This window comes from Streptomyces sp. SAI-127 (genome assembly GCF_029894425.1).
Taxonomy (GTDB): Bacteria; Actinomycetota; Actinomycetes; order Streptomycetales; family Streptomycetaceae; genus Streptomyces.
Window position 1 is genome coordinate 4,251,383 of the sequence record NZ_JARXYJ010000001.1, and the last position, 22,889, is coordinate 4,274,271.

General features: G+C 72.3%; 19 protein-coding genes. 6 read left to right on the forward strand and 13 right to left on the reverse strand.

Features of this window, described 5'->3' with window-relative positions:
* Position 1 precedes the first annotated feature (1 nt).
* From M2157_RS19290 to M2157_RS19320, 7 genes are all read right to left on the reverse strand, one after another.
* Entirely contained in the window at positions 2–1,939 is a 1,938-nt protein-coding gene (locus M2157_RS19290) for an ABC transporter permease subunit (RefSeq protein ID WP_280863005.1), read from the reverse strand.
* A complete protein-coding gene (locus M2157_RS19295) occupies positions 1,939–3,045 on the reverse strand; it encodes a glycine betaine/L-proline ABC transporter ATP-binding protein (RefSeq protein ID WP_280863006.1) in 1,107 nt (368 codons plus the stop codon). Before M2157_RS19295 ends, M2157_RS19290 begins: the two co-directional genes overlap by 1 nt.
* Positions 3,045–4,574 (reverse strand): GMC oxidoreductase, encoded by a 1,530-nt coding sequence (locus M2157_RS19300; RefSeq protein ID WP_280865813.1) that lies wholly within the window; start codon positions 4,572–4,574, stop codon positions 3,045–3,047. The genes M2157_RS19295 and M2157_RS19300 overlap by 1 nt, the downstream gene beginning before the upstream one ends.
* A gap of 45 nt (positions 4,575–4,619) precedes the next feature.
* A complete protein-coding gene (locus M2157_RS19305; protein WP_280863008.1) occupies positions 4,620–6,146 on the reverse strand; it encodes an aldehyde dehydrogenase family protein in 1,527 nt (508 codons plus the stop codon).
* A 187-nt stretch (positions 6,147–6,333) separates the two neighbouring features.
* Positions 6,334–7,563, reverse strand: coding sequence for a hypothetical protein (locus M2157_RS19310; protein ID WP_280865814.1), 1,230 nt, complete (start codon positions 7,561–7,563; stop codon positions 6,334–6,336).
* Between the two features lie 61 nt (positions 7,564–7,624).
* Positions 7,625–7,981 carry a hypothetical protein gene (locus M2157_RS19315; RefSeq protein ID WP_280865815.1) on the reverse strand — a complete coding sequence of 119 codons (357 nt, stop codon included), beginning with the start codon at positions 7,979–7,981 and terminating at the stop codon, positions 7,625–7,627.
* Positions 7,968–9,770 (reverse strand): hypothetical protein, encoded by a 1,803-nt coding sequence (locus M2157_RS19320; RefSeq protein ID WP_280865816.1) that lies wholly within the window; start codon positions 9,768–9,770, stop codon positions 7,968–7,970. Before M2157_RS19320 ends, M2157_RS19315 begins: the two co-directional genes overlap by 14 nt.
* 140 nt (positions 9,771–9,910) lie before the next feature.
* Here M2157_RS19320 and M2157_RS19325 point away from each other — a divergent pair, with 140 nt between their 5' ends.
* Complete coding sequence (locus tag M2157_RS19325) at positions 9,911–10,798, forward strand: helix-turn-helix domain-containing GNAT family N-acetyltransferase (RefSeq protein ID WP_280865817.1); 888 nt, start codon at positions 9,911–9,913, stop codon at positions 10,796–10,798.
* A 45-nt stretch (positions 10,799–10,843) separates the two neighbouring features.
* Here M2157_RS19325 and M2157_RS19330 read toward each other — a convergent pair whose 3' ends face one another.
* From M2157_RS19330 to M2157_RS19355, 6 genes are all read right to left on the reverse strand, one after another.
* The gene (locus M2157_RS19330; protein WP_280863013.1) at positions 10,844–11,707 is read right to left on the reverse strand and encodes a hypothetical protein; all 864 of its coding nucleotides are present in this window, start codon (positions 11,705–11,707) and stop codon (positions 10,844–10,846) included.
* Between the two features lie 127 nt (positions 11,708–11,834).
* Positions 11,835–12,824: a malate dehydrogenase gene (locus M2157_RS19335; protein ID WP_059204831.1), complete on the reverse strand. Its 990-nt coding sequence runs from the start codon at positions 12,822–12,824 to the stop codon at positions 11,835–11,837.
* Between the two features lie 334 nt (positions 12,825–13,158).
* On the reverse strand, positions 13,159–14,343 hold the full coding sequence (locus tag M2157_RS19340; protein WP_280863014.1) for an XRE family transcriptional regulator: 1,185 nt from the start codon (positions 14,341–14,343) through the stop codon (positions 13,159–13,161).
* Positions 14,344–14,594: 251 nt separating this feature from the next.
* Positions 14,595–15,053 carry a helix-turn-helix transcriptional regulator gene (locus M2157_RS19345; RefSeq protein ID WP_280863015.1) on the reverse strand — a complete coding sequence of 153 codons (459 nt, stop codon included), beginning with the start codon at positions 15,051–15,053 and terminating at the stop codon, positions 14,595–14,597.
* A 242-nt stretch (positions 15,054–15,295) separates the two neighbouring features.
* Entirely contained in the window at positions 15,296–15,916 is a 621-nt protein-coding gene (locus M2157_RS19350; protein ID WP_280865818.1) for a DUF3017 domain-containing protein, read from the reverse strand.
* Positions 15,917–16,475: 559 nt separating this feature from the next.
* The gene (locus M2157_RS19355) at positions 16,476–17,330 is read right to left on the reverse strand and encodes a bifunctional methylenetetrahydrofolate dehydrogenase/methenyltetrahydrofolate cyclohydrolase (protein ID WP_280863016.1); all 855 of its coding nucleotides are present in this window, start codon (positions 17,328–17,330) and stop codon (positions 16,476–16,478) included.
* A gap of 240 nt (positions 17,331–17,570) precedes the next feature.
* On the opposite strand from M2157_RS19355, the gene M2157_RS19360 reads away from it, so the two are divergent.
* The 5 genes from M2157_RS19360 (at position 17,571) to M2157_RS19380 (ending at position 22,888) form a co-directional block, all read left to right on the forward strand.
* The gene (locus M2157_RS19360; protein WP_280863017.1) at positions 17,571–18,230 is read left to right on the forward strand and encodes an RDD family protein; all 660 of its coding nucleotides are present in this window, start codon (positions 17,571–17,573) and stop codon (positions 18,228–18,230) included.
* Between the two features lie 140 nt (positions 18,231–18,370).
* On the forward strand, positions 18,371–19,111 hold the full coding sequence (locus tag M2157_RS19365) for an FHA domain-containing protein (protein WP_280863018.1): 741 nt from the start codon (positions 18,371–18,373) through the stop codon (positions 19,109–19,111).
* Positions 19,108–20,631, forward strand: coding sequence for a protein kinase (locus M2157_RS19370; RefSeq protein ID WP_280865819.1), 1,524 nt, complete (start codon positions 19,108–19,110; stop codon positions 20,629–20,631). Before M2157_RS19365 ends, M2157_RS19370 begins: the two co-directional genes overlap by 4 nt.
* Positions 20,632–20,731: 100 nt before the next feature.
* On the forward strand, positions 20,732–21,037 hold the full coding sequence (locus M2157_RS19375; RefSeq protein ID WP_280865820.1) for a hypothetical protein: 306 nt from the start codon (positions 20,732–20,734) through the stop codon (positions 21,035–21,037).
* 183 nt (positions 21,038–21,220) lie between these two features.
* Positions 21,221–22,888 (forward strand): serine/threonine-protein kinase, encoded by a 1,668-nt coding sequence (locus M2157_RS19380; RefSeq protein ID WP_280865821.1) that lies wholly within the window; start codon positions 21,221–21,223, stop codon positions 22,886–22,888.
* Position 22,889 lies beyond the last annotated feature (1 nt).

Below are 22,889 nucleotides of genomic sequence, written 5' to 3' on the forward strand. Positions count from 1 at the left end.
GTCAGGCTCCCTTTCCCGTGCGGCGTTCGGTCGGCTGGGTGACCCGGTCGAGCATCAGACCGAGGCAGACGATGGCGGCACCCGCGACCAGGCCGGTCGCCAGGTCGCCCTGGGCCAGGCCGAAGACGGTGTCGTAGCCGAGCGCGCCTCCGCCGACCAGGCCGCCGATGACGACGACGGCGAGGACGAGCACCACGCCCTGGTTGACGGCGAGCAGCAACGCGGGCCGGGCGAGCGGGAGCTGGACCTGCCGCAGCTGCTGCCAGCTGGTCGCGCCGAGGGACCTCGAGGACTCCATCGCGGCCGGGTCGACCTGCCGCAGGCCCTGCGTGGTGATGCGGACGACGGCGGGCAGCGCGTAGACGACGGCCGCCGCCGCGGCGGGCGCGCGGCCCACGCCGAACAGCGCGACGACCGGGATCAGGTACACGAACTGCGGCATGGTCTGGAAGACGTCCAGGACGGGCCGGAGCAGCCGCTCGACGCGGTCACTGCGGGCCGCCGCGACGGCCGTCGCGAAGCCCAGCACGAGCGTGACGGCGACGGCCGCGAGAACCTGCGACAACGTGTCCAGCGCGGGTGTCCACACACCGAGGACGCCGATCGCGGCCATGGCGAGGACCGCGGTGAGCGCGGTGCGCCAGGTGCCGATCAGCCAGGCCAGGGTGGCGACGATGAGCAGCACGGACCACCAGGGCAGCCCCTGGAGCCCGTCGCGGACCGGGTCGAGGACCCAGGTGGTGAAGTGGCCTGCCCAGTCGGCGGTGCCGCCGACGACGGGGACACCGGAGTAGAGGTGGGCCGTCATCCAGTCGACGGCCCGGTTGACCGGCTCGGCGATGTTCAGGGTCCAGCTGTCCGGCCAGTCGAGACGGCCCAGCAGACGCCCGGCCACCGCCACGACGACGGCTCCGGCGAGGGCGTACGCCCATCCCGCGCGCCCTCGTGGCTCGGTGCCGTCGCCCGCCGCGCCCGTCACCCGGTCGAGGACGACGGCGAGCAGCACGATCGGGATGCCGGCCGCGAGCGCCGCGCCCACGTCGACCGAGGCCAGCGCCTGGTAGACGCGGTCACCGAGGCCGGCGGCGCCGATCACGGAGGCGATGACGGCCATCGACAGCGCCATCATGATCGTCTGGTTGAGGCCGAGGAGGAGTTCCTTGCGGGCCAGCGGGATACGGGCGGTCAGCAGCCGCTGGCGGGCGGTGGTGCCGAGCGACTCGACCGCCTCCAGGACCTCCTTGTCCGCGCCCTGCAGGCCGAGCGCGGTGAGGCGGGCCATGGGCGGGGCGGCGTAGACGACGGTCGCGAGGACGGCGGCGGGCACCCCCATGCCGAACACCAGGACCACCGGGAGGAGGTAGGCGTAGGCGGGCATCACCTGCATGGTGTCCAGGACCGGACGCAGGATCTTGTCCATACGGCGGGACAGCCCGGCGGCGAGACCCAGCAGGACACCGACGACGACCGAGGCGAGGACGGCGACCACCATCAGGGCGAGGGTCTGCATGGTGGGGACCCACATGCCGAGCAGACCGCAGGCGAGGAACGCCGCCGTCGTGCCCACGGCGAGCCTGACGCCGGCGACCCGCCAGGCCACCAGGGCGCCGAGCGCGGTGACGCCGGCCCAGCCCGCGCCGAGCAGGACGAGATACACGGCGCGTACGGAGATCACGACGGCGTTGCTGACGTAGCCGAAGAAGTAGAGGAACAGCGGGTGGCTGTCCCGGTTGTCGATGATCCAGTCGCTCGCCTTGGAGAGCGGGCTCGTGAGGTCGACGGTGAGGGCGTGCGGCCAGCTGCCGCTGGCCCAGCGGGCGTTGGCGAGCGGCACGAGGACCGCGGCGGCGAGGGCGATGAGGAGGAGCTTGTGGACCGCCCGGTGCCTGAGCAGTCCGGTGGGCAGGGCGCGGGGCGTGGACGCGGTGACGGTTGCCATCAGACGGCCTCCTTGCGGAGCTCCGTTCCGGCGGCTCCCTTGCCGAGCTCCGTTCCGGCGACGACGCCGAGCAGGCGTTCGTGGTCGACGACGCCGAGGCACCGTCCGTTCTCCACGACGCAGGCCGGCCTGCCGCTGCCGGCGACGACCTTGATCGCGTCGGCGACGACGGAGTCCGGGGCCAGTGCGCCCGGGTGGGTCGGGCCCGCGCAGTCGCCGGGCTTCATGGCCCTGCGGACCGTCATCACCTGTTCGCGCGGCACGTCCCGGACGAACTCGCGGACGTAGCCGTCGGCCGGGGAGCCGACGATCTCCTCCGGGGTGCCCAGCTGGACGACCTTGCCGTCACGCATCAGGGCGATACGGTCGCCGAGTTTGAGGGCCTCGCTCAGGTCGTGGGTGATGAAGACCATCGTGCGGCCCTCCTCACGGTGCAGGCGGACGACCTCCTCCTGCATGTCCCGCCGGATCAGCGGGTCGAGCGCGCTGAACGGCTCGTCGAAGAGGAGGACCTGCGGGTCCACCGCCAGCGCCCGGGCCAGGCCGACGCGTTGCTGCTGGCCGCCGGACAGCTGGGAGGGCCTGCGCTGTTCCATGCCCTCCAGGCCGACCTTGGCGACGACCTCGGCGGCCCGTGCCCGGCGCTCGGCCTTCCCCATGCCCTGGATCTCCAGGCCGTACGCCACGTTGTCGAGGACCGTGCGGTGCGGCAGGAGGCCGAAGTGCTGGAAGACCATCGCGGCGCGGTGGCGGCGCAGTTCGCGCAGCCGGGACTTGTCCATCGCGCGGACGTCCTCGCCGTCGATGCAGATCGTGCCCGCGGTCGGCTCGATGAGCCGGGTCAGACAGCGCACCAGCGTGGACTTGCCGGAGCCGGACAGGCCCATGACGACGAAGACCTCGCCCTTGCGGACGTCGAAGCTCACGTTGCGGACGGCCGCCGTGCAGCCCGTGCGGGCGCGCAGCTCGGCGGGTTCGAGGGCGGACAGCTCGGCGTCCTCGGGAACACGGTCCGCCTTGGGGCCGAAGACCTTCCACAGGCCGTCGACGGAGAACACGGCCTGGTCCGTCGTCGGCGGCTTCTCCATGGTCGCGGTCGTACTCATCACGCACCACCTCCCAGCAGGTCTACGGCTTTCTCGCCGACCATGAGCACTCCGATCATCGGGTTAACGGCGGTCATGGTCGGGAACACGGACGCGTCGGCGATGCGGATGCCGTCCAGGCCCCGGATCCTCAACTCGGGGTCCACCACGGCCAGTTCGTCGTCGGCGGCACCCATACGGCAGGTGCCCGCCGGGTGGTACACGGTGTGGGCGACCTTGCGGGCGTACTCGCTCAGCTCCTCGTCACCGGTGACGTCGGGGCCCGGGCACACCTCCCGCTTCAGCCAGCCGGCGAGCGGTTCGGTCCGCGCGATCTCGCGGGCGATTCTGATCCCGTCGACGAGGGTGCGGCCGTCGTAGTCGTCCTCGTCGGTGAAGTAGCGGAAGTCGAGGGCGGGCTTGACGGCCGGGTCCGCACTCGTGAGGTACAGGCGGCCGCGGCTCTTCGGCTTGGGGATGTTCGGGGTCATCGAGACGCCGTACGCCGGGCGCTCGTAGCCGAGACGTTCCGGGTTGTCCGTGAAGGGGACCTGGTAGAAGTGGAACATCAGGTCGGGGCCCCGGTGTTCGGGGTCGCGGCGCACGAACAGGCCCGCGTCGGAGTCCATCGCGGAGTTCTCGGGGATCGGTCCGTCCGTCTCCCAGACGATCACCGACTCGGGGTGGTCGAGGAGGTTCTCGCCGACGCCCGGCAGGTCGTGCGCGACCGGGATGCCGAGTGCTTCGAGGTCCGCACGGGGGCCGATGCCGGAGTGGAGCAGCAGACGGGGCGAGTCGACGGCACCGGCGCACAGCAGGACTTCTCGGCGGGCCCTGATCAGGGTCTCCTCGCCGTCCTTCGTCCGCACGTGCACGCCTTCCGCACGGGTGCCGTCCAGCTCCAGCTTGTACGCCCAGGTCTCCAGGAAGAGGCGGAGGTTGGGCCGCTCGTCCATCACCGGGTGCAGATACGCCACCGACGCCGACGAGCGCTTGTTGTTCTCCGGGTGGTAGGCCAGGTCGAAGAAGCCGACGCCGTCGTCGAACGGCTTCTTGTTGAAGCCCTCGACGCGGGGCACGTCCAGCGCCTTCCGGGCCGCGTCGACGAAGTCACGGGCGATGGCGTTCCGGTCCTTCTCGTCGACCGGGACGATGTTGTTCTTCAGCCGGGCGTAGTACGCCTCCATCGGCACCGCGCCCCAGCCCTTGGCGCCCGCCTCCTCCCACTCGTCCCAGTCGGAGGGCAGCGGCTTGAAGGCGATCAGGGTGTTGTGGGAGGAGCAGCCGCCCAGGACCCGGGCGCGGCTGTGCCGGATGTGGGAGTTGCCGCGCGGCTGCTCGGTGGTGGGGTAGTCGTAGTCGAGCTCGCCGCCGAGCAGGCCCATCCAGCGGCGCAGGGTGAGGACGTCGTCTCTGCCGACATCGCTGGGGCCGCCCTCGATGACGGCGACGGTGACGTCGGGGTTCTCGGTGAGGCGGGAGGCTATGACGGAGCCTGCTGTTCCGCCGCCGACGACGACGTAGTCGTACTCCTGTTTGGGGTCGGACATGGGGGTACTCCAGGGAAGTCTTGAGCGAGAGGGGGGCGAGTGGTCTCAGCCGGCGAACCAGCGGACCGGCTTCGGCGCGAGGTTCTGGTAGACGTGCTTGCTCTCGCGGTACTCGGCGAGTCCGGCGGGGCCGAGCTCGCGGCCCACTCCGCTCTTTCCGAAGCCGCCCCACTCCGCCTGCGGGAGGTAGGGGTGGAAGTCGTTGATCCAGACGGTCCCGTGGCGGAGACGGCCGGCGACCCGGCGGGCACGTCCGGCGTCGGTGGTCCAGACGGCGCCGGCGAGGCCGTACTCGGTGTCGTTGGCGAGGGCGATCGCCTCGGCCTCGGTGCGGAAGGTCTCGACGGTGAGGACCGGTCCGAAGACCTCCTCCCGCACGACCCGCATCTCGCGGTGGCAGCGGTCGAGGACGGTCGGCTCGTAGAAGTAGCCGTCGGCGGGACGCTCGGCCGACGGCTCGGGGCGCTGTCCGCCGGAGCGCAGCACCGCGCCCTCGGCGAGCGCGGAGGCCACGTACGACTCGACCTTGGCGCGCTGCTGATCGGAGACCAGCGGCCCGCACTCGACACCGTCCTCGGTGCCGCGGCCGAGGCGGATCTTCGAGGCCCGGCGGGCGAGTTCGGCGACGAAGCGGTCCCGGACGGACTCCTCGACGATGAGGCGACCGCCCGCGGAGCAGACCTGACCGCTGTGGATGAAGGCGGCGTTGAGGGCCTGGTCGACCGCGGTGTCGAAGCCCTGGGGGGTGGCGCAGGCGTCGGCGAAGACGACGTTGGGGTTCTTGCCGCCGAGTTCGAGGGCGACCTTCTTCACCGAGACGGCCGCCGCCTGTGCGACCTTCGTGCCGCTGACCAGGCCACCGGTGAAGGAGACGAGGTCGACGTCGGGGTGCTCGGCGAGCCGGGCGCCGACCGTGTGGCCGGGCCCGGTGACGATGTTGGCCACACCTTCCGGCAGACCGGCCTCGACCAGCAGCTCGATGAGCGCGATCGTCGTCATCGGGGTGATCTCGCTCGGCTTGACCACGAAGGTGTTGCCGGCCGCGAGCGCGGGAGCGATCTTCCAACTGGCCTGGAGGAGCGGGTAGTTCCAGGGCGTGATCAGCGCGCACACGCCGACGGGTTCGTGGACGACGACGCTGTGGATGTCGGTCGAGCCGGCGTCCACCACCCGGCCGGGCGCCTCGCCCGCGACCAGGTCGGCGAAGTAGCGGAAGGCGTCGGCGACACAGTCGATGTCGACCCGGCCCTCCTCCACCGTCTTGCCCGCGTCACGGCTCTCCAGGAGGCCGAGCTCTTCGCGGTCGCGTACAAGAAGATCGGCGACGCGGCGCAGAAGTGCGGCGCGTTCGGCGACGGGGGTGAGCGGCCAGGGGCCTTGTCCCGAGTCGAAGGCCTGGCGGGCGGCGGCGACCGCCAGGTCGGTGTCCTTCTCGTCCCCCTCGGCGACAACGGCGAACGGCCGCGCGTCGGCGGGGTCGAGGATCTCACGAGTGGCCCCGGAGACGGCTGCGCGCCACTCGCCGCCCGCGTGGATGGTCTGCGGCTCCTGCCGCGCCTGCTGTCCGGCCATGATCGGTGTTGCCTTCCGTTCCTGTTCAGTTCCCCTGTGTCACACACGTGTCACTCACGGGGACCGTCGTCGCCTGCCCCCGCGCCTCGATTGCATGCGCAATCGGTGGCCGAAAGTGGGCTGGCTCACTGAACATGAGGGCAAAACAGGACGAAAGGTACGGCGGCGGATGCGGCCGGACGCCGGTTCAGTCGATCGACGCCGCGTCGCAGGCGTAGGGCGCGCAGAAGCCGGAGAGAGCGGTGGTCAGGAGTTCCAGTTCGTCCTGGCCGCCGTCGTTCTCCAGGCCGTACGCGGCGATCGCGTAGATGAGGCCGTCCTGGGCGACGAACCGCTCGTCGTAGACGTGCCAGGGGCCCACGTCCGGCTCACCGCTGAGGGAGTCGGCCCGGTACTCCAGGCGTTCGCCCGTGAACCCGTCCTCCTCGACGGGCTGGAGGTCCAGCTGCTCGAAGCCGTCCGGCTTGGGCGTGTCGGCGGAGAGGTAGAGCTCGAAGGACGCCTCCGGGGACTCCTCCGCGACCTGGTACACTTGGAGCCGGCGTTCGCCGTCCGCGCTGCGGTAGTTGACCACGTCGATGCCGTACTTGGACGCCACCGTGGTGCGCGACCAGCCCGCGGGCCGTGCGACACGGAAGCCCTCCTCGTCCTCGTACAGCTCGTACCCGGCGGGGAGTTCGGGCGCCGAGGCGAGCGGGGACGCGGTGTCCCCGGTCGGTGAGGGGGTCGGCGACTCGTCGGGACCGCTCTGCTGCGAGACGACCCCCGTGGGTGTCGGGCTCGCGTCACCGGCCTTGTCGTCCTCGTCCCCGCCGCCGACCAGCGTCAGCATCAGGGTCACGGCGACACCGACGGCGGCGACACCGCCGAGCACCGACCAGACGAGCCGGCGGTTCGTCCCGGTGGGCGGCGTGGTGACGGGCGTCTGGGCGGCGGTGTGATCGGCGGTCGACCAGGAAGTCCCCGACCACTCGGCCGACGGCGCGGATCCGCCACCGATCTGCTCGACGGAGGACCAGCCGCTGTCGGGGGCGCCGGGAGCGCCGGGTCCGTGCCAGGTGCTGCCGCCGCCTCCGGTTCCGGGCCAGCCGGCGGGCGGGGAGAGCGGGGGCGGCGGGGCGGGGGCGGAGCCGGACCCCGCAGCCGCGCCCACGGTTTCGTCGGGGGCTTCCTCCGTCCCGACCGATCCGGCCGCCGGCGGCCACACGGGCGCGACCGGCTCAGCCGTGGGGGTGGCGGCGGTCCCGTCAGCCGGCGGCGCGCCGTCCGCGGCCCCGGGCACCCCCGGCGGCCACGTCGGCACAGCGCCCGGCCGGGCCGGTGGCGGCGGAGTGACCGGACCGGTCGCGGTCCCGCTGCCGTCCCCGTCCTCCCACCGCTGCGTCTCCTCGTTCCAGTACCGCACGCCCCCGCTCATGGCGTCCCCTTCCCACTCACCGCGGCCCCCCGTGGACCGGCACTTACCGCATCGCGCCCTCTCACAACCCCAGCAGCCCCGCCACGGCCCCCGCCGAAGCGACCAGACCGACCAGTGCCTGCGAGTCGTCCAGCAGCGCCCGCAGGCGTTCCCGACGGGTCGGCCCCGCCTGCCCCGTCGTGACGATCTCCTCCTCCGTCTCGGCCAGCGCGCTGTCCAGTGCCGCCGTCTCGTCGGTGGCCCTGAGTCGCGTGAGGTCCTCGCGGAGTTCCCGTACGGCGGTCAGGAGCGCCTCGGCGGCCTCGTCCCGCTGGGGCGCCGTACCGTGGTGGCTCTCGGCGTGCGCGTGGCTGCCGATGGCGAAGGTGCTGCCGTGGACACCGCCACTGATGCTGACGCCTGGCTCATCCGTTGCCATTGCCGCTGGTTCCCTTCTGTGGCACAGACCCTGCGCCGCCGTTGGCGGAGGACGCGGTGGCGTTCTTGCCCACCGCGAACGTGCTGCCGTGGACACCGCCCTCGACGTTCACGCCGCCGCTGCTGATGTTCACGATCTTCTGGACGAACTCGCCGGTCTGGTAACCGGATTCGGCCAGCGCGGTCAGCACGCCGTGCGCGACCCGGTCCTGCACGCTCCTGAGGTAGCGGGAGGCGTCCATCTCCTGGAAGCGGGACCCCTCGTCCATGGAGCCCAGCTCCCGCACCGACAGCGCCGGACCGTCGGGCAGCGCGCCCGCGTGGCCGCCGGTCAGCAGCTTCCAGGCGTACCCCACGCCCCTGCCGAGGGTGACGAGGGAGCGGGCCGCGGAGCCCGGCACCCGGGCCACCGCCCAGGCCGCCTTCCCGACCACGTTGTTGTGCCGGTAGGTGTGGGCCGTGCGGTCGGCGTCCTTGAAGTCCTCGCGCACCGGCAGCAGCACATGCGGGGCGATCTCCAGCATGAGCATCCGGCCCTGGGTGTGGACCCGCACGAAGACCGTGACGACCAGCTCCTCCTCCCAGCCGCCGACCCGGATCCGCAGGAAGTGCCGCCGCTTCTCGGCGCCCTCCTCGACCGCACGCGCCCGGTGGTCCTCGAAGGCCTGCGGGTGGTACGGCGCCTCCTCGCGCCGGCGCAGTCCCTCCGCGGGCAGGAACACGCACTCGTCGATCTCCAGCCAGCGCAGCCGGTCGCGGACCGTGTGTCCGGCGAACTCGGAGGGCAGCCGCAGCTGTTCGAGCAGCGGGCGGATCTTCTCCAGGACCGCGCGGTTGTTCAGCGGCAGCTGTTCCTTCTTCGCCTCGTCGGGCCGCAGCTCGACGGCGAGCACCCAGGTCTCGTAGGCGGCCCCGGCCCCGCAGAAGGGACGCTTCTCGTGGTACATGACCAGTGGCGCGTGCTGCTCGATCCGGATGCGCTGCCTCAGCCGCTGGAACCGCTGTCCCTCGGCCCGCTCGGCGGGGTCGCCGGCCGCGTCCGGGAAGCGCTGCGGGGACAGCTCGGCGCCCATCGCCCTGGCGAACTGTCCGCGCTGTGCGGCCACGCACCCCGCGATCAGCGCGAAGACGACGATCACCAGCCAGGCCTGCAGGGGCCCGATCAGCCCGCTGACCCCGTCGAAGTCGGGGAACAGCAGATCGGACAGGCCGGGCGAGTCCCCGTAGGAGTCGCCGTAGCCGTACGAGTCGCCGAAGGACCCCGAGTCACCGTAGGAGGACGAGTCGTCGTCGCCTCCGCCGAACGCGACGACGAGGGCCAGGATCAGGAACGCGGCGTAGACGAGCCGCCCCCACCAGCGCACGAAGAAGGCGGGCACCCGCCGGTACAGCGGCGGGTTCGCGCTCCTGCCCCGGATCCATGAGGCAGCCGCGAGCATCAGGCTGGGACCGAGGAACACGAACAGGAGCCCGCCGGTCAGCGGCAGCCCGATCACCCACAGGCCCAGGATCAGCCCGGCCCACAGGAGCTCCTGGCGCCGGGCCCGCAGCGCGTGTGCGAGCACCCGGGCCGCGTCGAGGCCGAGCGAGGGCGCCACGATCCGCTGTTCGTTCAGGTGCAGCTGCTCGATGACCCGGTCGCGGTAACCGGAATCCAGATAGGTGCCCGCGCACAGCAGCCGGGTCGCCTCACTGGCGTGCGGTGGTGTGGCCGGTCCAGGTGGTGCCGACGACGGTGGTGCGCCGCCCGATGTCGGCTGCGGTTGCTGAGGCACGAATGCAGTACTCACGCCACTTCCCCCGATGCGTGCAATGGCCTTGCTCAGTGCTGTTGTTGACAACCAATCAGCATAGAGGTGCGGGTGGGGCCGGGAAACCGGAATGCCGACCTGTGGACAGCGGCAGATTCATTTGACTAGAGTCAAAGATTATGGACCCGGTGTCGGCACAGCACGTGGCGGAGTTCCGCCGGTTCAACCGCTACTTCACCCGCCGTATCGGCGCCCTGGACGACCACTACCTCGGCCAGGACCGCCCGCTCGGCGAGGCGCGGCTGCTGTTCGAGATCGGCGAGGGGGTCTCGCTGCGCGAGCTCAGGACCCGGCTCGGTCTGGACGCCGGATATCTGAGCCGGATGGTGAAGACCCTGCAGGCGCAGGGCATGGTCCGGGTCAGCGTCCACCCGGGCGACAGCCGGCTGCGCATGGTCGAGCTGACCCGCGCCGGAAGAATCGAACTCGACGAGCAGAACCGCCGGGCCGACGTCCTCGCGGCCGGTCTGCTCGACGGACTCACCGGGCCCCAGCGCGACCGGCTCACCGAGGCGATGAGCACCGCCCAGCGCCTGCTGCGCCTGGCCGGCATCACCGTGGCCCCGGTCGACGGCGCCGCCCCCGACGCCCGCGCCTGCCTCGACGCCTACGCCGCCGACATCGACGCCCGCTTCCCGGAGGGCTTCGACAAGTCCGACCTGGTGCGCCCCGAGGAGGTCTCCGGGAACGCGGGCGCGTTCTTCGTGGCGTACGAGGAGGGCCGCCCCGTGGGCTGCGGCGCGCTGCGCCGGCTGGAGCCGCGCGTCGGCGAGATCCGCCATGTGTGGGTGCACCCGGACGCCCGCCGCCTCGGCCTCGCCCGGCGGATCCTGGCGGCCCTGGAGACGGAGGCCGCCGCCCGCCGCCTGGCCGTCCTGCGGCTCGACACGCACGCCTCGCTCACCGAGGCGCGGACGATGTACCGGGCGTGCGGCTACCGGGAGATCCCGCCCTACGTGGATCACGTCTACGGCGACTACTGGTTCGAGAAGCGGCTGACCGGCTGATCGCAGGTCGGCACCGACGGACCCGAGAGCTCACTGCGCACCGGCTCAGCCGCACTCCGTGTCCGCCGGGCAGAAGGAGGCCAGTGCCCTGGTGAGAGGCTCGCGCACCAGGGCGGGCGCGAGGGCGGCGGGGCCGGAGGCGCGGATCGCGTAGAGCCTCCCGTCGGCGGACCGGAAACGGTGGTCGACGACCTGGCGGGTGCCGAGCTCCGTGTCGTCGTAGCGGTAGGCGAGCTCGGCCCAGGCGGTGCCGGAGGCCCGGTCGAGGACCTGGTAGCCGGGCAGGCGCGAGAAACCGTAGCCGGGGTCGTTCTCGGCCAGGCCGAGGGACTGGGCCGGGGTGTCCTCCGCGAGCCGGAAGACCTGGAGCCGGCGGCCGTCGGCGGGGGCGTCGTAGACGACGACCGGAGCGGACTGCCCCTGCTTCTCGGTGCGGGTCCAGCCCCGGGGAACGTCGACGGTGTAGCCGACGGGATCCTGGACCCGGCGGTACCCCGAGGCGGTGGAGACGGAAGGCGACGGGGACGGCGTGGCCGTGACGCCCTGGGCCGGACCGGCGCCCCGCCCGGAACCGGATCCGAGGGAGGTGTCGCGGATGAGCCACCAGACACCGACCCCGACCGAGACCCCGACCAGGACGGCCACCGCGAGGGCGGCGAGCACCCGTCGGACCCGGTGGGGCGCGTGCGGGGGACCCGCGGGAGCCTGCGCCACCGGTGGCCAGGGCGGGGTGGGGGAAGCCGGTGTCCCGGCCGTCGCCCAGGGAGGCGCGAGCGAGGTGTGCGTCTGGGCGGACGCCCACGGCGGGGCGGTCCCCGTGTCCCCCGAGCTCCAGGCCGCGCGGCCCCTCTCCTCGCTCGGTTCGTGTTCCGCTCCGGAACCGGAGCTGTAGCCGTTCCAGCCGTTCATCGCGAACCCCCCGCATCACCCCACCGGGTACTGCTCAGACCGTAGGGCGAAAAACGGCCACGGGCCCTGTTCCGGATGGAACCGGAACAGGGCCCGTGCAGGCTCGTGACAGAGCCGTCGAGAAGACTCAGATGAGGCCGAGCGCGCGCACCGCCTCGCGCTCCTCCTCCAGCTCCTTGACGGAGGCGTCGATGCGGGCGCGGGAGAACTCGTTGATCTCCAGGCCCTGGACGATCTCGTAGACGCCGTCCTTGGTGGTGACGGGGAAGGACGAGATCAGGCCCTCCGGGACGCCGTAGGAACCGTCCGACGGGATGCCCATGGAGGTCCAGTCGCCGTCCGCGGTGCCGTTGACCCAGGTGTGGACGTGGTCGATGGCGGCGTTGGCGGCGGAGGCGGCCGACGAGGCGCCACGGGCCTCGATGATGGCCGCACCGCGCTTGGCGACGGTCGGGATGAAGTCCTCGGCCAGCCACTTCTCGTCGTTGACGGTCTCGGCTGCGTTCTTGCCGGCCACCGTGGCGTGGAAGATGTCCGGGTACTGCGTGGCGGAGTGGTTGCCCCAGATGGTCAGCCGCTTGATGTCGGCGACCGTGGTGCCCGTCTTCTTCGCGAGCTGGGTCAGCGCGCGGTTGTGGTCGAGGCGGGTCATCGCGGTGAAGCGCGCCGCCGGTACGTCCGGGGCGGCGGCCTGGGCGATCAGCGCGTTGGTGTTGGCCGGGTTGCCGACGACCAGGATCTTCACGTCGTCCGCGGCGTGGTCGTTGATGGCCTTGCCCTGCGGCTTGAAGATGCCGCCGTTGGCCTCCAGGAGGTCACCGCGCTCCATGCCCTTGGTGCGGGGGCGGGCGCCGACGAGCAGACCGACGTTGGTGCCGTCGAAGGCGACGTTCGGGTCGTCCGTGATGTCGATGCCCTGGAGGAGCGGGAAGGCGCAGTCGTCGAGCTCCATGGCGGTGCCCTCGGCGGCCTTCAGCGCGGGGGTGATCTCCAGGAGGCGAAGCTTGACCGGCACGTCCGCGCCGAGCAGCTGGCCGGAGGCGATGCGGAAGAGCAGGGCGTAACCGATCTGGCCGGCCGCGCCGGTGACGGTGACGTTCACGGGAGTGCGGGTCATGGCGTTCTCCGTATGACAGCTGGCGGTGGGGCGTCCCTGCCCCGGACGTTTGATCGATCTCTTGGCGTCAAGAGAGATCCAGCGGTCAGGCTATCGCGCATCCGGGATGCCGGACGTCCGGCCCCGTGTGGCCCACCCCACAACGACCCCGCAACCATTCCGCGAACGACCGACAAAAGAGGCGGCCGCCCGTCCGGGAGAGGGAGGACGAAGGCGGCCGCCGTATGGGGGTACCGATTTCCGGACTCCCGTGGGGGTACGGTTCGCGTGCCCCCGATTCATCAGCCCATGCACGGTCGCTGAAGATTTACCCACCGAGGGGGCGGGAACCCCCTCAGTCGGTGCACCCCGACTGCCCGGAAGCCAGCGTCACGCAGGCCTTCGCCCCACCGGCGTCCTTCACCGCCACCATCGGCGTATAGGCGATCGTGTCCCCGGCCTCGGTGATGTTCCCGCTCTGCTCGGTCGCCTTCCCCGCGGTCACCTCGACCTTGTCCCCCTGCCCGGCCTGGGTGACCCTCCCCCAGGCCGCGCCACAGGTCTCGCTGTACCGCACCTCGACCACGGTCGCGCCCACCGTCGCGGTCTTGGCGGTCGTCACGAGATTCCCACTGCACCCCATGGCCTCGGCGTCCTTGCCGGTGCACCCCGCACCACTGCACTTCACCCCGGCGGGCAGCGAGACGGACGCGCTGGCGGACGGCGACGACGACTTGCCGGCCCCCGCGTTCTTCTTGTCGCCGCCCCCGTCGGTCAGGAAGAACACGGCGGCGACCACGACCAGCACCCCGACGACCCCCGAGAGGAACATCGTCAGCCGCCGCTTCCCCCCACCGGAGCCACCGGACTCGGCGGACCCACCGGCGCCACCGGAGGAGCCGTTCGCGGGCCGCGCGTCCTGCGGCTCGTCGTACGGCCCGGGCGCCTCCGGCGTCCACCCCGCACCGCCGGCGGGGACGGGCGCCGCCGCGGCCGTACGCCCAGAAGAGGGCTGCGAGGGCCCCTGATATCCGGCCACGCCCCAGGAGTTCCCGCCCGAGGAGCCCTGCCGTGTCTCGACGCTGTCGGCTTCCGCCGCCGTCGGCTGCGGCGGCACCGTAGGGGAGACTCCCGCAGGTCCCGCCACTCCCGGCGTCGCCGTCGCGCTGCTGCTCCTGCGGGCCGTCTTGCTGCCCTTGGCGCTGGCGGGCGGCGCCCCGAACTCGCCGAGCGCGGCTCGCGCCTGGGAGATCCGGATGGCCTCCATGGTCATGTCGTGGCGCATCTCCGAACGGCTCCAGGCCCGTTCGGCGAGCTCCCACATCGTCGTCAGGTGAATGGGATTGGTGCCGGTGACCTCGGCCAGGGCGACGATCGCGCCCTTCGGCGCGAGCAGCCGGCCGTTGAGATACCGCTCCCAGGACGTCTTGCTGTAACCCGTGCGGTCGGCGACGGCCGCGATGCTCAGGCCGCTGCGGTCCACGAGCCGCCGCAACTGGCTCGCGAACTCTCTGACCTGCGGATCCAGTTCATCCGGCAAAGCCCTCCAGCGAGGCATTGCTCCCCCTCTTTCCCCCGGTCGGTGCTGGTTGTTCCCCGCTCCCCCGTGCCCCCCACGGGAGTGCGTCCGCCAAGGATCTCAGCTCCCGGCGTGGAGACGCACGGGGGCGTCGGCAAGTTCGACACATTAGCTCCGCTGTCGAACGGTTCTGTGTCAAATGCGCGAAGTTGTCAATACATCGTCACAGGAGGAACACACCGGTAATAACGCCCGCCACGGGAGTTCCCGGCTCACCCGGACACCACGGCACCGGCCACCCCGGCCAACAGCAGGAGGACAAGCAGAAGTACGGCGAAAAGCAACAAGCGGTTCATTCCGCGGGCGCCCTCTTCGGGGCGCTCGTCCCACCAGGGCAGGGTCGGGTCGTCCTCGTACTCCTCGCCCCTGGCGGTGGGTGCGGGCGCCGCCGCCGGGCGGGGCCAGGCCTGGACCGCCAGTTCCCAGCGCACACCGAAGCGGTCGGTGTCGGCGGTGTCGAGACCCGCGATCCGGCACAGGGCGGCGACGGCCTGACGGGGTGGCGGCTGGGTGGCGTTGAGATAGCGGTGCCAGGAGGACTTGCTGTACGCGGTGCGGGCGCCGAGCGCGACCAGGCTGAGCCCCGTGCGGTCCTTGAGCTGTCTGAGCTGCTCCACGAAGTGCCGTACCTCCGGCGGCAGATCGTCGGGCAGCGCCTGCCAGCCACTCATCGCCCACCTCCACGGCGTCCTCACCTGCTTCCAGGCAATTGACGACGTCAGAGGCCTGATCGGTTCCTGGTCCGGGGGCGGTTGTGGCTGGTCGCGCACACCGTGCCGGAACGGTCACGGCTGTGCCACAGCAAACTGACAGCCGTTGAACAGGCAGTTCGCGGCACGGGAGGCTGAGCCGTGACGGCGGTCCGTCCCTCATCGGGGGTGGGGGCGGACCGCCGTCCCGTGCCTGCTTCGGGTCAGTTGCTGCTGACCGTGAAGTGCAGGGTGTCCTTGAGGAAGGGGATCACCAGCCACGGGTTCGGCTGCACCATCATCGCCAGCAGGACGATCGCGGTGCCGAGCACGCCGTAGGTGGCGATGTCGGTGAAGCGGGAGCGCACGGCGAGCATGCCGACGTCCGGCAGCAGCCAGCGCAGCACGGCGCCGGCGAGCAGGGCGAGGCCGATGAGCAGCGTGCCGTAGCGGAACTGGTCGAGGGCGGTCAGCAGCAGCCCGAGCCCCACCGTGGCCAGCACGGCGAGCACCGGCCACTGCCGGGCGGGCGCCGGAGCGTCCCGCGGCGCGGCCCGGCCACCGCCCTCGGGCCGCGCGGTGTCCCTGGTGAACAGCGGAAACCGCCGGGTCGCCCGTCGGGGCCGCCCGTCCACATCGGGCGCACTGATCGCGTCCCGCACGACGACTTCGGCCTGCGACTCGGGATCCGACGCCTTGTCCGACTCGCCGTCGAGGCCGTCCGAGGTCCCAGCGGGGGGATCCGCGGCAACCGTGGTACCGGGCTCGCGGGCCTCCCCCGCCTCGGCGGTCGTGGCTCCGGGTTCACGGACCTTCCCCGCCTCGGCGGCTCTGGCATCCGACATACGGAGCTCCCCTGTCTCGGCCGCCCTGGCACCCGGTTTCCGGGACGCGCCCGATCCGGCCGACGCCCCGCCCTGATCCTGAGAGCCCCGCGCCGCGGTCGCCCTCGTACCGGGTGTCCGGGCCGCCCGCTCGCCGACCGTCCGCTTCTCGGCCCCGGGCACCTCGGCCACCGACTCCTGGGGCCCGACGCCGGCCGCACCAGCCTTCCGATGCCCTTGCGCCTCGGCCACCGACTCCTGGGGCCCGACGCCGTCCACACCCGCCTCCCGCGACCCGCCTGCCCCGGCCGACTCCGCGCCCGCCTCCCGGGAGCCCCTCGTCCCGGCTCCCCGCTTCTCGGCCCCGGGCGCCCCGGCCACCGACTCCTGGGGCCCGACGTCGGCCGCACCCGCCTTCCGATGCCCTTGCGCCTCAGCGGCATCCGCTCCCGCCGCCCGCGACCCGCCTGCCCCGGCCGACTCCGCGCCCGCCATCCGCGACCCGCCTGCCCCGGCCGACTCCGCGCCCGCCTCCCGGGAGCCCCTCGTCCCGGCTCCCCGCTTCTCGGGGCCCCGTGCCTCAGCCGACACTGCGCTCCGCCGCCTCGACCACGTTGACGAGCAGCTGGGCGCGGGTCATCGGGCCGACGCCGCCGGGGTTCGGGGAGATGAAGCCGGCGACTTCGGCGACGCCGGGGTGGACGTCGCCGACGATCCTGCCCTCGGCGTTGCGGGAGACGCCGACGTCGAGGACGGCGGCGCCCGGCTTCACGTCCTCGGGACGGATCAGGTGGGCGGAACCGGCGGCGGCGACGATGATGTCCGCGCGCTTGAGGTGGAAGGACAGATCACGGGTGCCGGTGTGGCACTGGGTCACCGTCGCGTTCTCACTGCGCCGGGTGAGCAGCAGCGGCATCGAGCGGCCGATCGTCACGCCACGGCCGACGACCACCACCTCCGCACCCTTGATCTCGACGCCGTACCGGCGCAACAGCGTCAGCACACCGTTCGGCGTGCACGGCAGCGGCGCCGGCTCGTTGAGGACCAGCCGCCCGAGGTTCATCGGGTGCAGCCCGTCCGCGTCCTTGTCCGGGTCCATGAGTTCGAGGATGCGGTTCTCGTCGATGCCCTTGGGCAGCGGCAGCTGGACGATGTAACCGGTGCAGCCCGGGTCGTCGTTCAGCTCGCGGACGACCGCCTCGATCTCCTCCTGCGTGGCCGTCTCGGGCAGTTCACGCTGGATGGAGGCGATGCCGACCTCCGCGCAGTCCCGGTGCTTGCCGGCGACGTACTTCTGGCTGCCGGGGTCGCTCCCGACGAGGATCGTGCCGAGGCCGGGCGTGACGCCCTTCTCCTTCAGCGCCGCCACGCGGGCGGTCAGATCGGACTTGATCGCGGCTGCGGTGGCCTTGCCATCGAGAATCTGGGCGGTCATGTCCCCATCCTCGCGGATGACCCGGCCCCGGTTCCAATCCGGGTTCCACGATTGCCCCGCTCAAGATCGGCGAGGTTGCACTTGCACAACACATACCGAATGAGGCTGGACAACAACACACCTGCCTAGAACGATGTCTGGCGCAGTATCGCGGTTGATGTTCGGGGGGCAAACCGCTCAGACCGTGATGTTCCTCCGCGCAGTCCGCATTGTCCCCAGCTTGGCCCACGGAGGATCATCATGAGTTTCGGCTCGCCCAACAACCCTTACGAGAAGCCGCAGAACCCCCAGCAGCCGCCGCAGCAGCAGCCCGGTTACGGCTACCCCCAGCAGCAGCCGCCGCAGCAGCCCGGTTACGGCTACCCGCAGCAGCCGCCGCAGCAGGCCCCCCAGGGCGTACCGCCGCAGCAGGGATACCCCCAGCAGCCGGGCTACGGCTACCCGCAGGCTCCGCAGGTCCCGGCCTCCGCCTACGGCTACCCGCAGCAGCCGGGCTACGGCGCGCAGCCCCCGTACGCGAACTGGGGCCAGCGCTTCCTCGGCACCCTGGTCGACATGCTCGTGTTCGTGGTCCCGTACATCATCGTGGGCGTCGGAGCGGCCAACAAGACGGCGGCCCTGGTGATCATCGGCTACCTCGGCATCATCGGCATCGCGATCTGGCTGCTGATCATGGAGGGCCGTACCGGCCAGACGCTCGGCAAGAAGGCGCTCGGCATCCGCCTGGTGCGGGAGAGCGACGGGCAGCCCCTCGGCGTCGGCATGGCCTTCGTGCGCCGTCTCGCGCACTTCCTGGACAGCCTCGCGTGCTACCTCGGCTGGCTGTGGCCGGCCTGGGACGCCAAGCGTCAGACCTTCGCCGACAAGGTCTGCTCGACCATCGTCATCCGTACGAACTGAGCACCGCTTCACCACAATCGGCGGCGGATCGCCACGTCGCCTTCTCGCCATACTTCCCCCGGGGCCGTGTCACGTCGTGACACGGCCCCGGGGCGTCACCCACCCTGGCTCGTAGACACGCGGGGACGGGGAGACGGACCGTGTACAGCATCATCGTGGTACCTCCGCCGACCACGGAGGACCGGACCACACCACTGCAGCTGCGACTCGCCCCGGGCGAGCGGCTGACCTTCGGACGCAGCGCCGCCTGCGCGGTGCGGATCCCCCATGAGGGGGTGTCCCGAAGAGCCGGCGAGATCACCGCGCAGGGCGCGTTCTGGGCGCTGAGCAACCTGTCCGGGCGCCAGACGTACGTCGTGGAGAACCCGGAGGGCGCGGGCGAGCACATCAAGGTCGGGCCGGGGCGCCTGGAGGCGCCGGTCCCCTTCGAGTTCTCGCGGATCGTGCTGCCGGCCGCGGGCGACCTGATCGCCATCGACGTGTGGGCGCCGCGCCACGACTATCTGCGCGCCGACGGCGACATCGAGGGGACGACCACCGCGCCCGCCTTCTCCGTCGACCGGACCAAGCGGTACTTCGCGGTCCTGGCCGCCCTGTGCGAGCCCCGGCTGCGCGGCGAACCGCATGCCCCGCTGCCCACCGTGGACCAGGTGGTCGAGCGGCTGCGCCCCAACTGGGCGGCGGCCTCCCGCACTTCGGTGCAGTGGAACATCGACTACCTGGCGGTGAAGCTGCGCCTGAAGCCCGGCCCGGAGGAGGCCGACCCGGGCCCGCGGCTGAACGGCAAGAAGGAGTCCCTGGTCTCCCTGGCGCTCCGCTTCGACCTGGTCCGCGAGGAGGACCTGGTGGTGCTGACGGGTTCCGGCGGGGCGGCCCGGTGACCGAGCCGTACGCCGTGCCGGTACCCCGGGGCTACCGGGTGGGCGGCTGGGAGGTACGCGAGCCGATCGCCACGGGCGCCTTCGGGAGCGTGTACGAGGGCCGGCGGCGGGACGGGCAGCCCGCGACGGCCGCCCTGAAGTTCCTGCCCACCGGCACCGGGACGCCCCGCCGGCTCACCCATCTGCGTGAACTCGTGGAGCGCGAGGTGCGGTTGTACCGCAGCCTCAGGCGCCCCCGTCTGATCCGGATGTACGACACCCTCGTCGTCGACGACCCCGAGCGCCCGGAGTTGGACGGCGCCACCGTCCTCGTACTGGAGAAGGCGCAGACCTCCCTGTCGGCCCTGCTGGCCACCCGGCCCCGCCCGCCGTCCGGCCCCGCCCTGCTCGCCCAGATCTGCGAGGGACTGGCCCAGCTGCACCGCGCGAACTGGGTGCACGGCGATCTGAAGCCCGCCAACGTCCTGCTGATGGACAACGGTTCGGCCCGGCTCGCCGACTTCAACATGGCCGCGGAGCTGGAGGGCACCCACGCCTACACCCCCGCCTTCTCCACACCCGACTACACCCCGCCGGAACTCCTCTGGGCGGAGATCGGCGAACGCGGCCGCCGGATCCGCCCCTCCGCCGACATCTGGGCCTTCGGCGTCCTCGCGCACCTGGTCCTCACCGACACCTTCCCGCTGCCCGGCGGCACCCCGACGGCGCGCCGGGACGCGGCCGCCGCCTACGCCCGCGGCACCGACGAACTGCGGCTGTCCCCCGAACTCCCCGACGACTGGCGGGAGATCATCCACGACTGCCTCACCCGCACGCACGCCGAACGCGTCACCGTCGAGCCGCTGTTGCGCCGCGTGGAGACGGCGGCCGGAACCGCCCGCTCGCCTCGCCCGTTCCTCGCGCGCCGCCTCCGTCGTACGACGATCACGGCGGCCGCGCTCGCCGCCGGCGCGCTGGCCGCGCTGGGTTACGGCATCAGCGACTGGACCTCCGGCGACAACGGCCCCACCCGCGACGCCTCCGCACCGGCGACCTACGGCGCCGCCGAACTCCGTACGGACAAGGACGTCCCGGCCACCTACCGGGTACTGATCGTCGAGTCGGCGCACGACTGCGCGCAGGAGAACGTCACCCCCGCCCTGATCGCCGCCATGCTGAAGACGGAGAGCAACTTCGACCCGGACCTCTCCGACCCTGCCGACGACGAGTACGGCATCGCCCGTTGGACCCCGAGGGTGCTGCGGTACTGGATGAACGCGGACGGCACGCCCGCCGACACCGTGCCCGAACCCCCCTTCCCGCCCGCCGAGTCCATCCCGGCGATGGCCCGTTACCTGTGCTGGATCGCGCCCCGCCTGGACGGGGGTCTGCCGGGCGACCGCCGGGTGCTGATCGCAGCGGGGTACCGGACCTCCTACGAGACGGTGAACAAAGCGGGCGGGGTCCCCGAGAAGTACCGCGGCTACGCGTCCCGGGTCGCACGCCACCTCAAGGAGTACACGCCGCCCGGCGCGAAGTGACCCTGAGACTTCTCAGGTACCCGCGCGGGGGACGGACCGGCAGGGTGGGCGCATGCCGTTTAGGCGGCACCACCACCGAAGTTCACCTGGGGGTATCGACGTGAACATCATCAAGCCCGCCGCCCTGCTGCTCGCGGCCGGGGCACTGGTCGCCGGCTCCGCGGCGGCCGCGTCCGCGGCCGTACCGGACTCGCGCGAGGGCACCGCACCGGACGGCACCCGCGTGACCGTCGTCACGGACGCCAACCGCGACTGGGCGGCCCCGGACGACCGGGACCTCGCCGCACCGGACGGCACCCGGGTGACCGGCGGCTACCACCCGGACGGCACGCGGGTGACCGGCGGCTACCACAGCGACGGCACGCGCGTCACCGGCGTCCAGCCCGACGGCACCCGGGTGACCTGACCCGGCGCGGACCGCGCGGTCTCCGGCCCCTTCGGGGGAGGGCCGGAGACCGCGCTCACGTATGCGCGGGCCGCGTTCCCCCCGTATCCCGGCACTCCCCCGCAGCGGGGCGCTAGCCTCTCCTCAGTCAACTGGCGTGACCTGAGTGCACGTTGAGGAAAGAAAAGGCAGGTCGGGGGGACCGTGACAGACATACCGGCGGCCGGTGACGCGCTGCGGCAGGCGGGCGCGGCCCCGCTGCTGCCCGCCGATCCCGGACGTATCGGACCCTACGTCCCGCTCGGGCTGCTCGGCAGCGGCGGCATGGGCCGGGTCTATCTGGCCCGGCGCGCCGACGACGCCCCGGGACTCGCCGCCGTGAAGGTGATCCGGCCCGAGTACGCCGAAGGCCCGGACTTCCGGCGGCGCTTCGAGCGGGAGGCCTCCGTGCACGGCCGGGTGCGCACACCGCGCGCACCGCATCTGCTGGGCACCGGATTCGACGACGCGCTGCTGTGGATGGCCACCGAGTACCTGCCCGGCCTCAACCTCGCCGAGGCCGTCCGCGAGTGCGGGCTGCTGGAGCCGGCCGGGGTGTGGCGGCTGGTCGCGGAACTCGGGGAGGCCCTGTCGGCGCTGGCCGCCGCCGGGGTCGTGCACCGGGATCTCAAACCGTCCAACGTGATCCTGTCCCCCCGGGGCACGCACGTCATCGACTTCGGCATCTCCCGCGCGGCCGACAGCAGCGCGATCACCACGACCGGCAACCGGGTCGGCACGGCCGCGTACATGGCGCCCGAGTACCTGCGCGAGGGCCGCTGCGACGCCGCCTCCGACGTCTTCTCCCTCGGCTGCACCATCGTCTACGCCGCCACCGGGCACGCCCCCTTCGGCGACGGGACCGGCGTGGACGTCATGCACCGGGTCGCCTTCGAGGCACCCGACACCGAGGTCATGGCCGAACTCGCACAGGCGGACCCCGCGTTGGCCGCGCTGCTGTCCGCCTGTCTCGCCAAGGACCCCGCCGGGCGTCCCGCCCCGCGGCAGCTGATCGACGCGGCCACGGCCGCCGGACACGGCCGCGCGTCCCACTGGCACGACCCGCTGGCCGCCCGGCTCCTGGACCGGCAGCAGGGGTGTGCCGTGCTGGAGGGCGTGCCCGTCCGGCAGTCCCCCCACTTCCGCACGCCCACGGAGCCGGTGCTCTCACCGGTCCCCGCCCCGGCCACCGGTTCCGGTAAGCGGCGGAGGCCCCTCTTGGCCGCCGTCGCGGGGATCGCCGTCGGAGCCGTGGCCGTCGGTGCCTTCCTGCTCACCCGTCCGGGCCTCGACTCCCCGGCCGCCGCCGCACCGACGCGCTCCGGCAGCGTCAGCGCCTCCGCCGCACCGACCTCTTCCGGGACCGGCGCCTCCGCCTCACCCTCCGGCAAGGACGCCGGCGGGAAGAAGAAGGACAAGAGCGAGGCGCAGACGGCGGCCCCCGTGGAGGAGAGCAGCAGCGCGCCGGTCAGCACTCCGTCCGCGACGGCCACCCGGAACGGCGGCGGCACGGGCGGCGGAAACAGCACCGCCCCCACCCCCACCGCCACGGTGACCAAGACCGCGGCGCCCCCGGCCACCCCCGCCTGGATCTCCGGCTGCACCTACTACTCCGGCACCGAACTCACCGACTACGGCGACAAGGGCCAGCGGGTCGTGCAGGTGCAGTGCATGCTCACCAAGCGCGGTTACAGCGTGGGCGGTTCGGGCGTGGACGGCGAGTTCGGCAGGGACACCCAGTCGGCGGTCAAGCAGTTCCAGAGCGCCAAGGGGCTGGAGGTGGACGGGCAGGTGGGGCCCAACACGTGGGCGGCGCTGCGTAGTTCGACGTAGA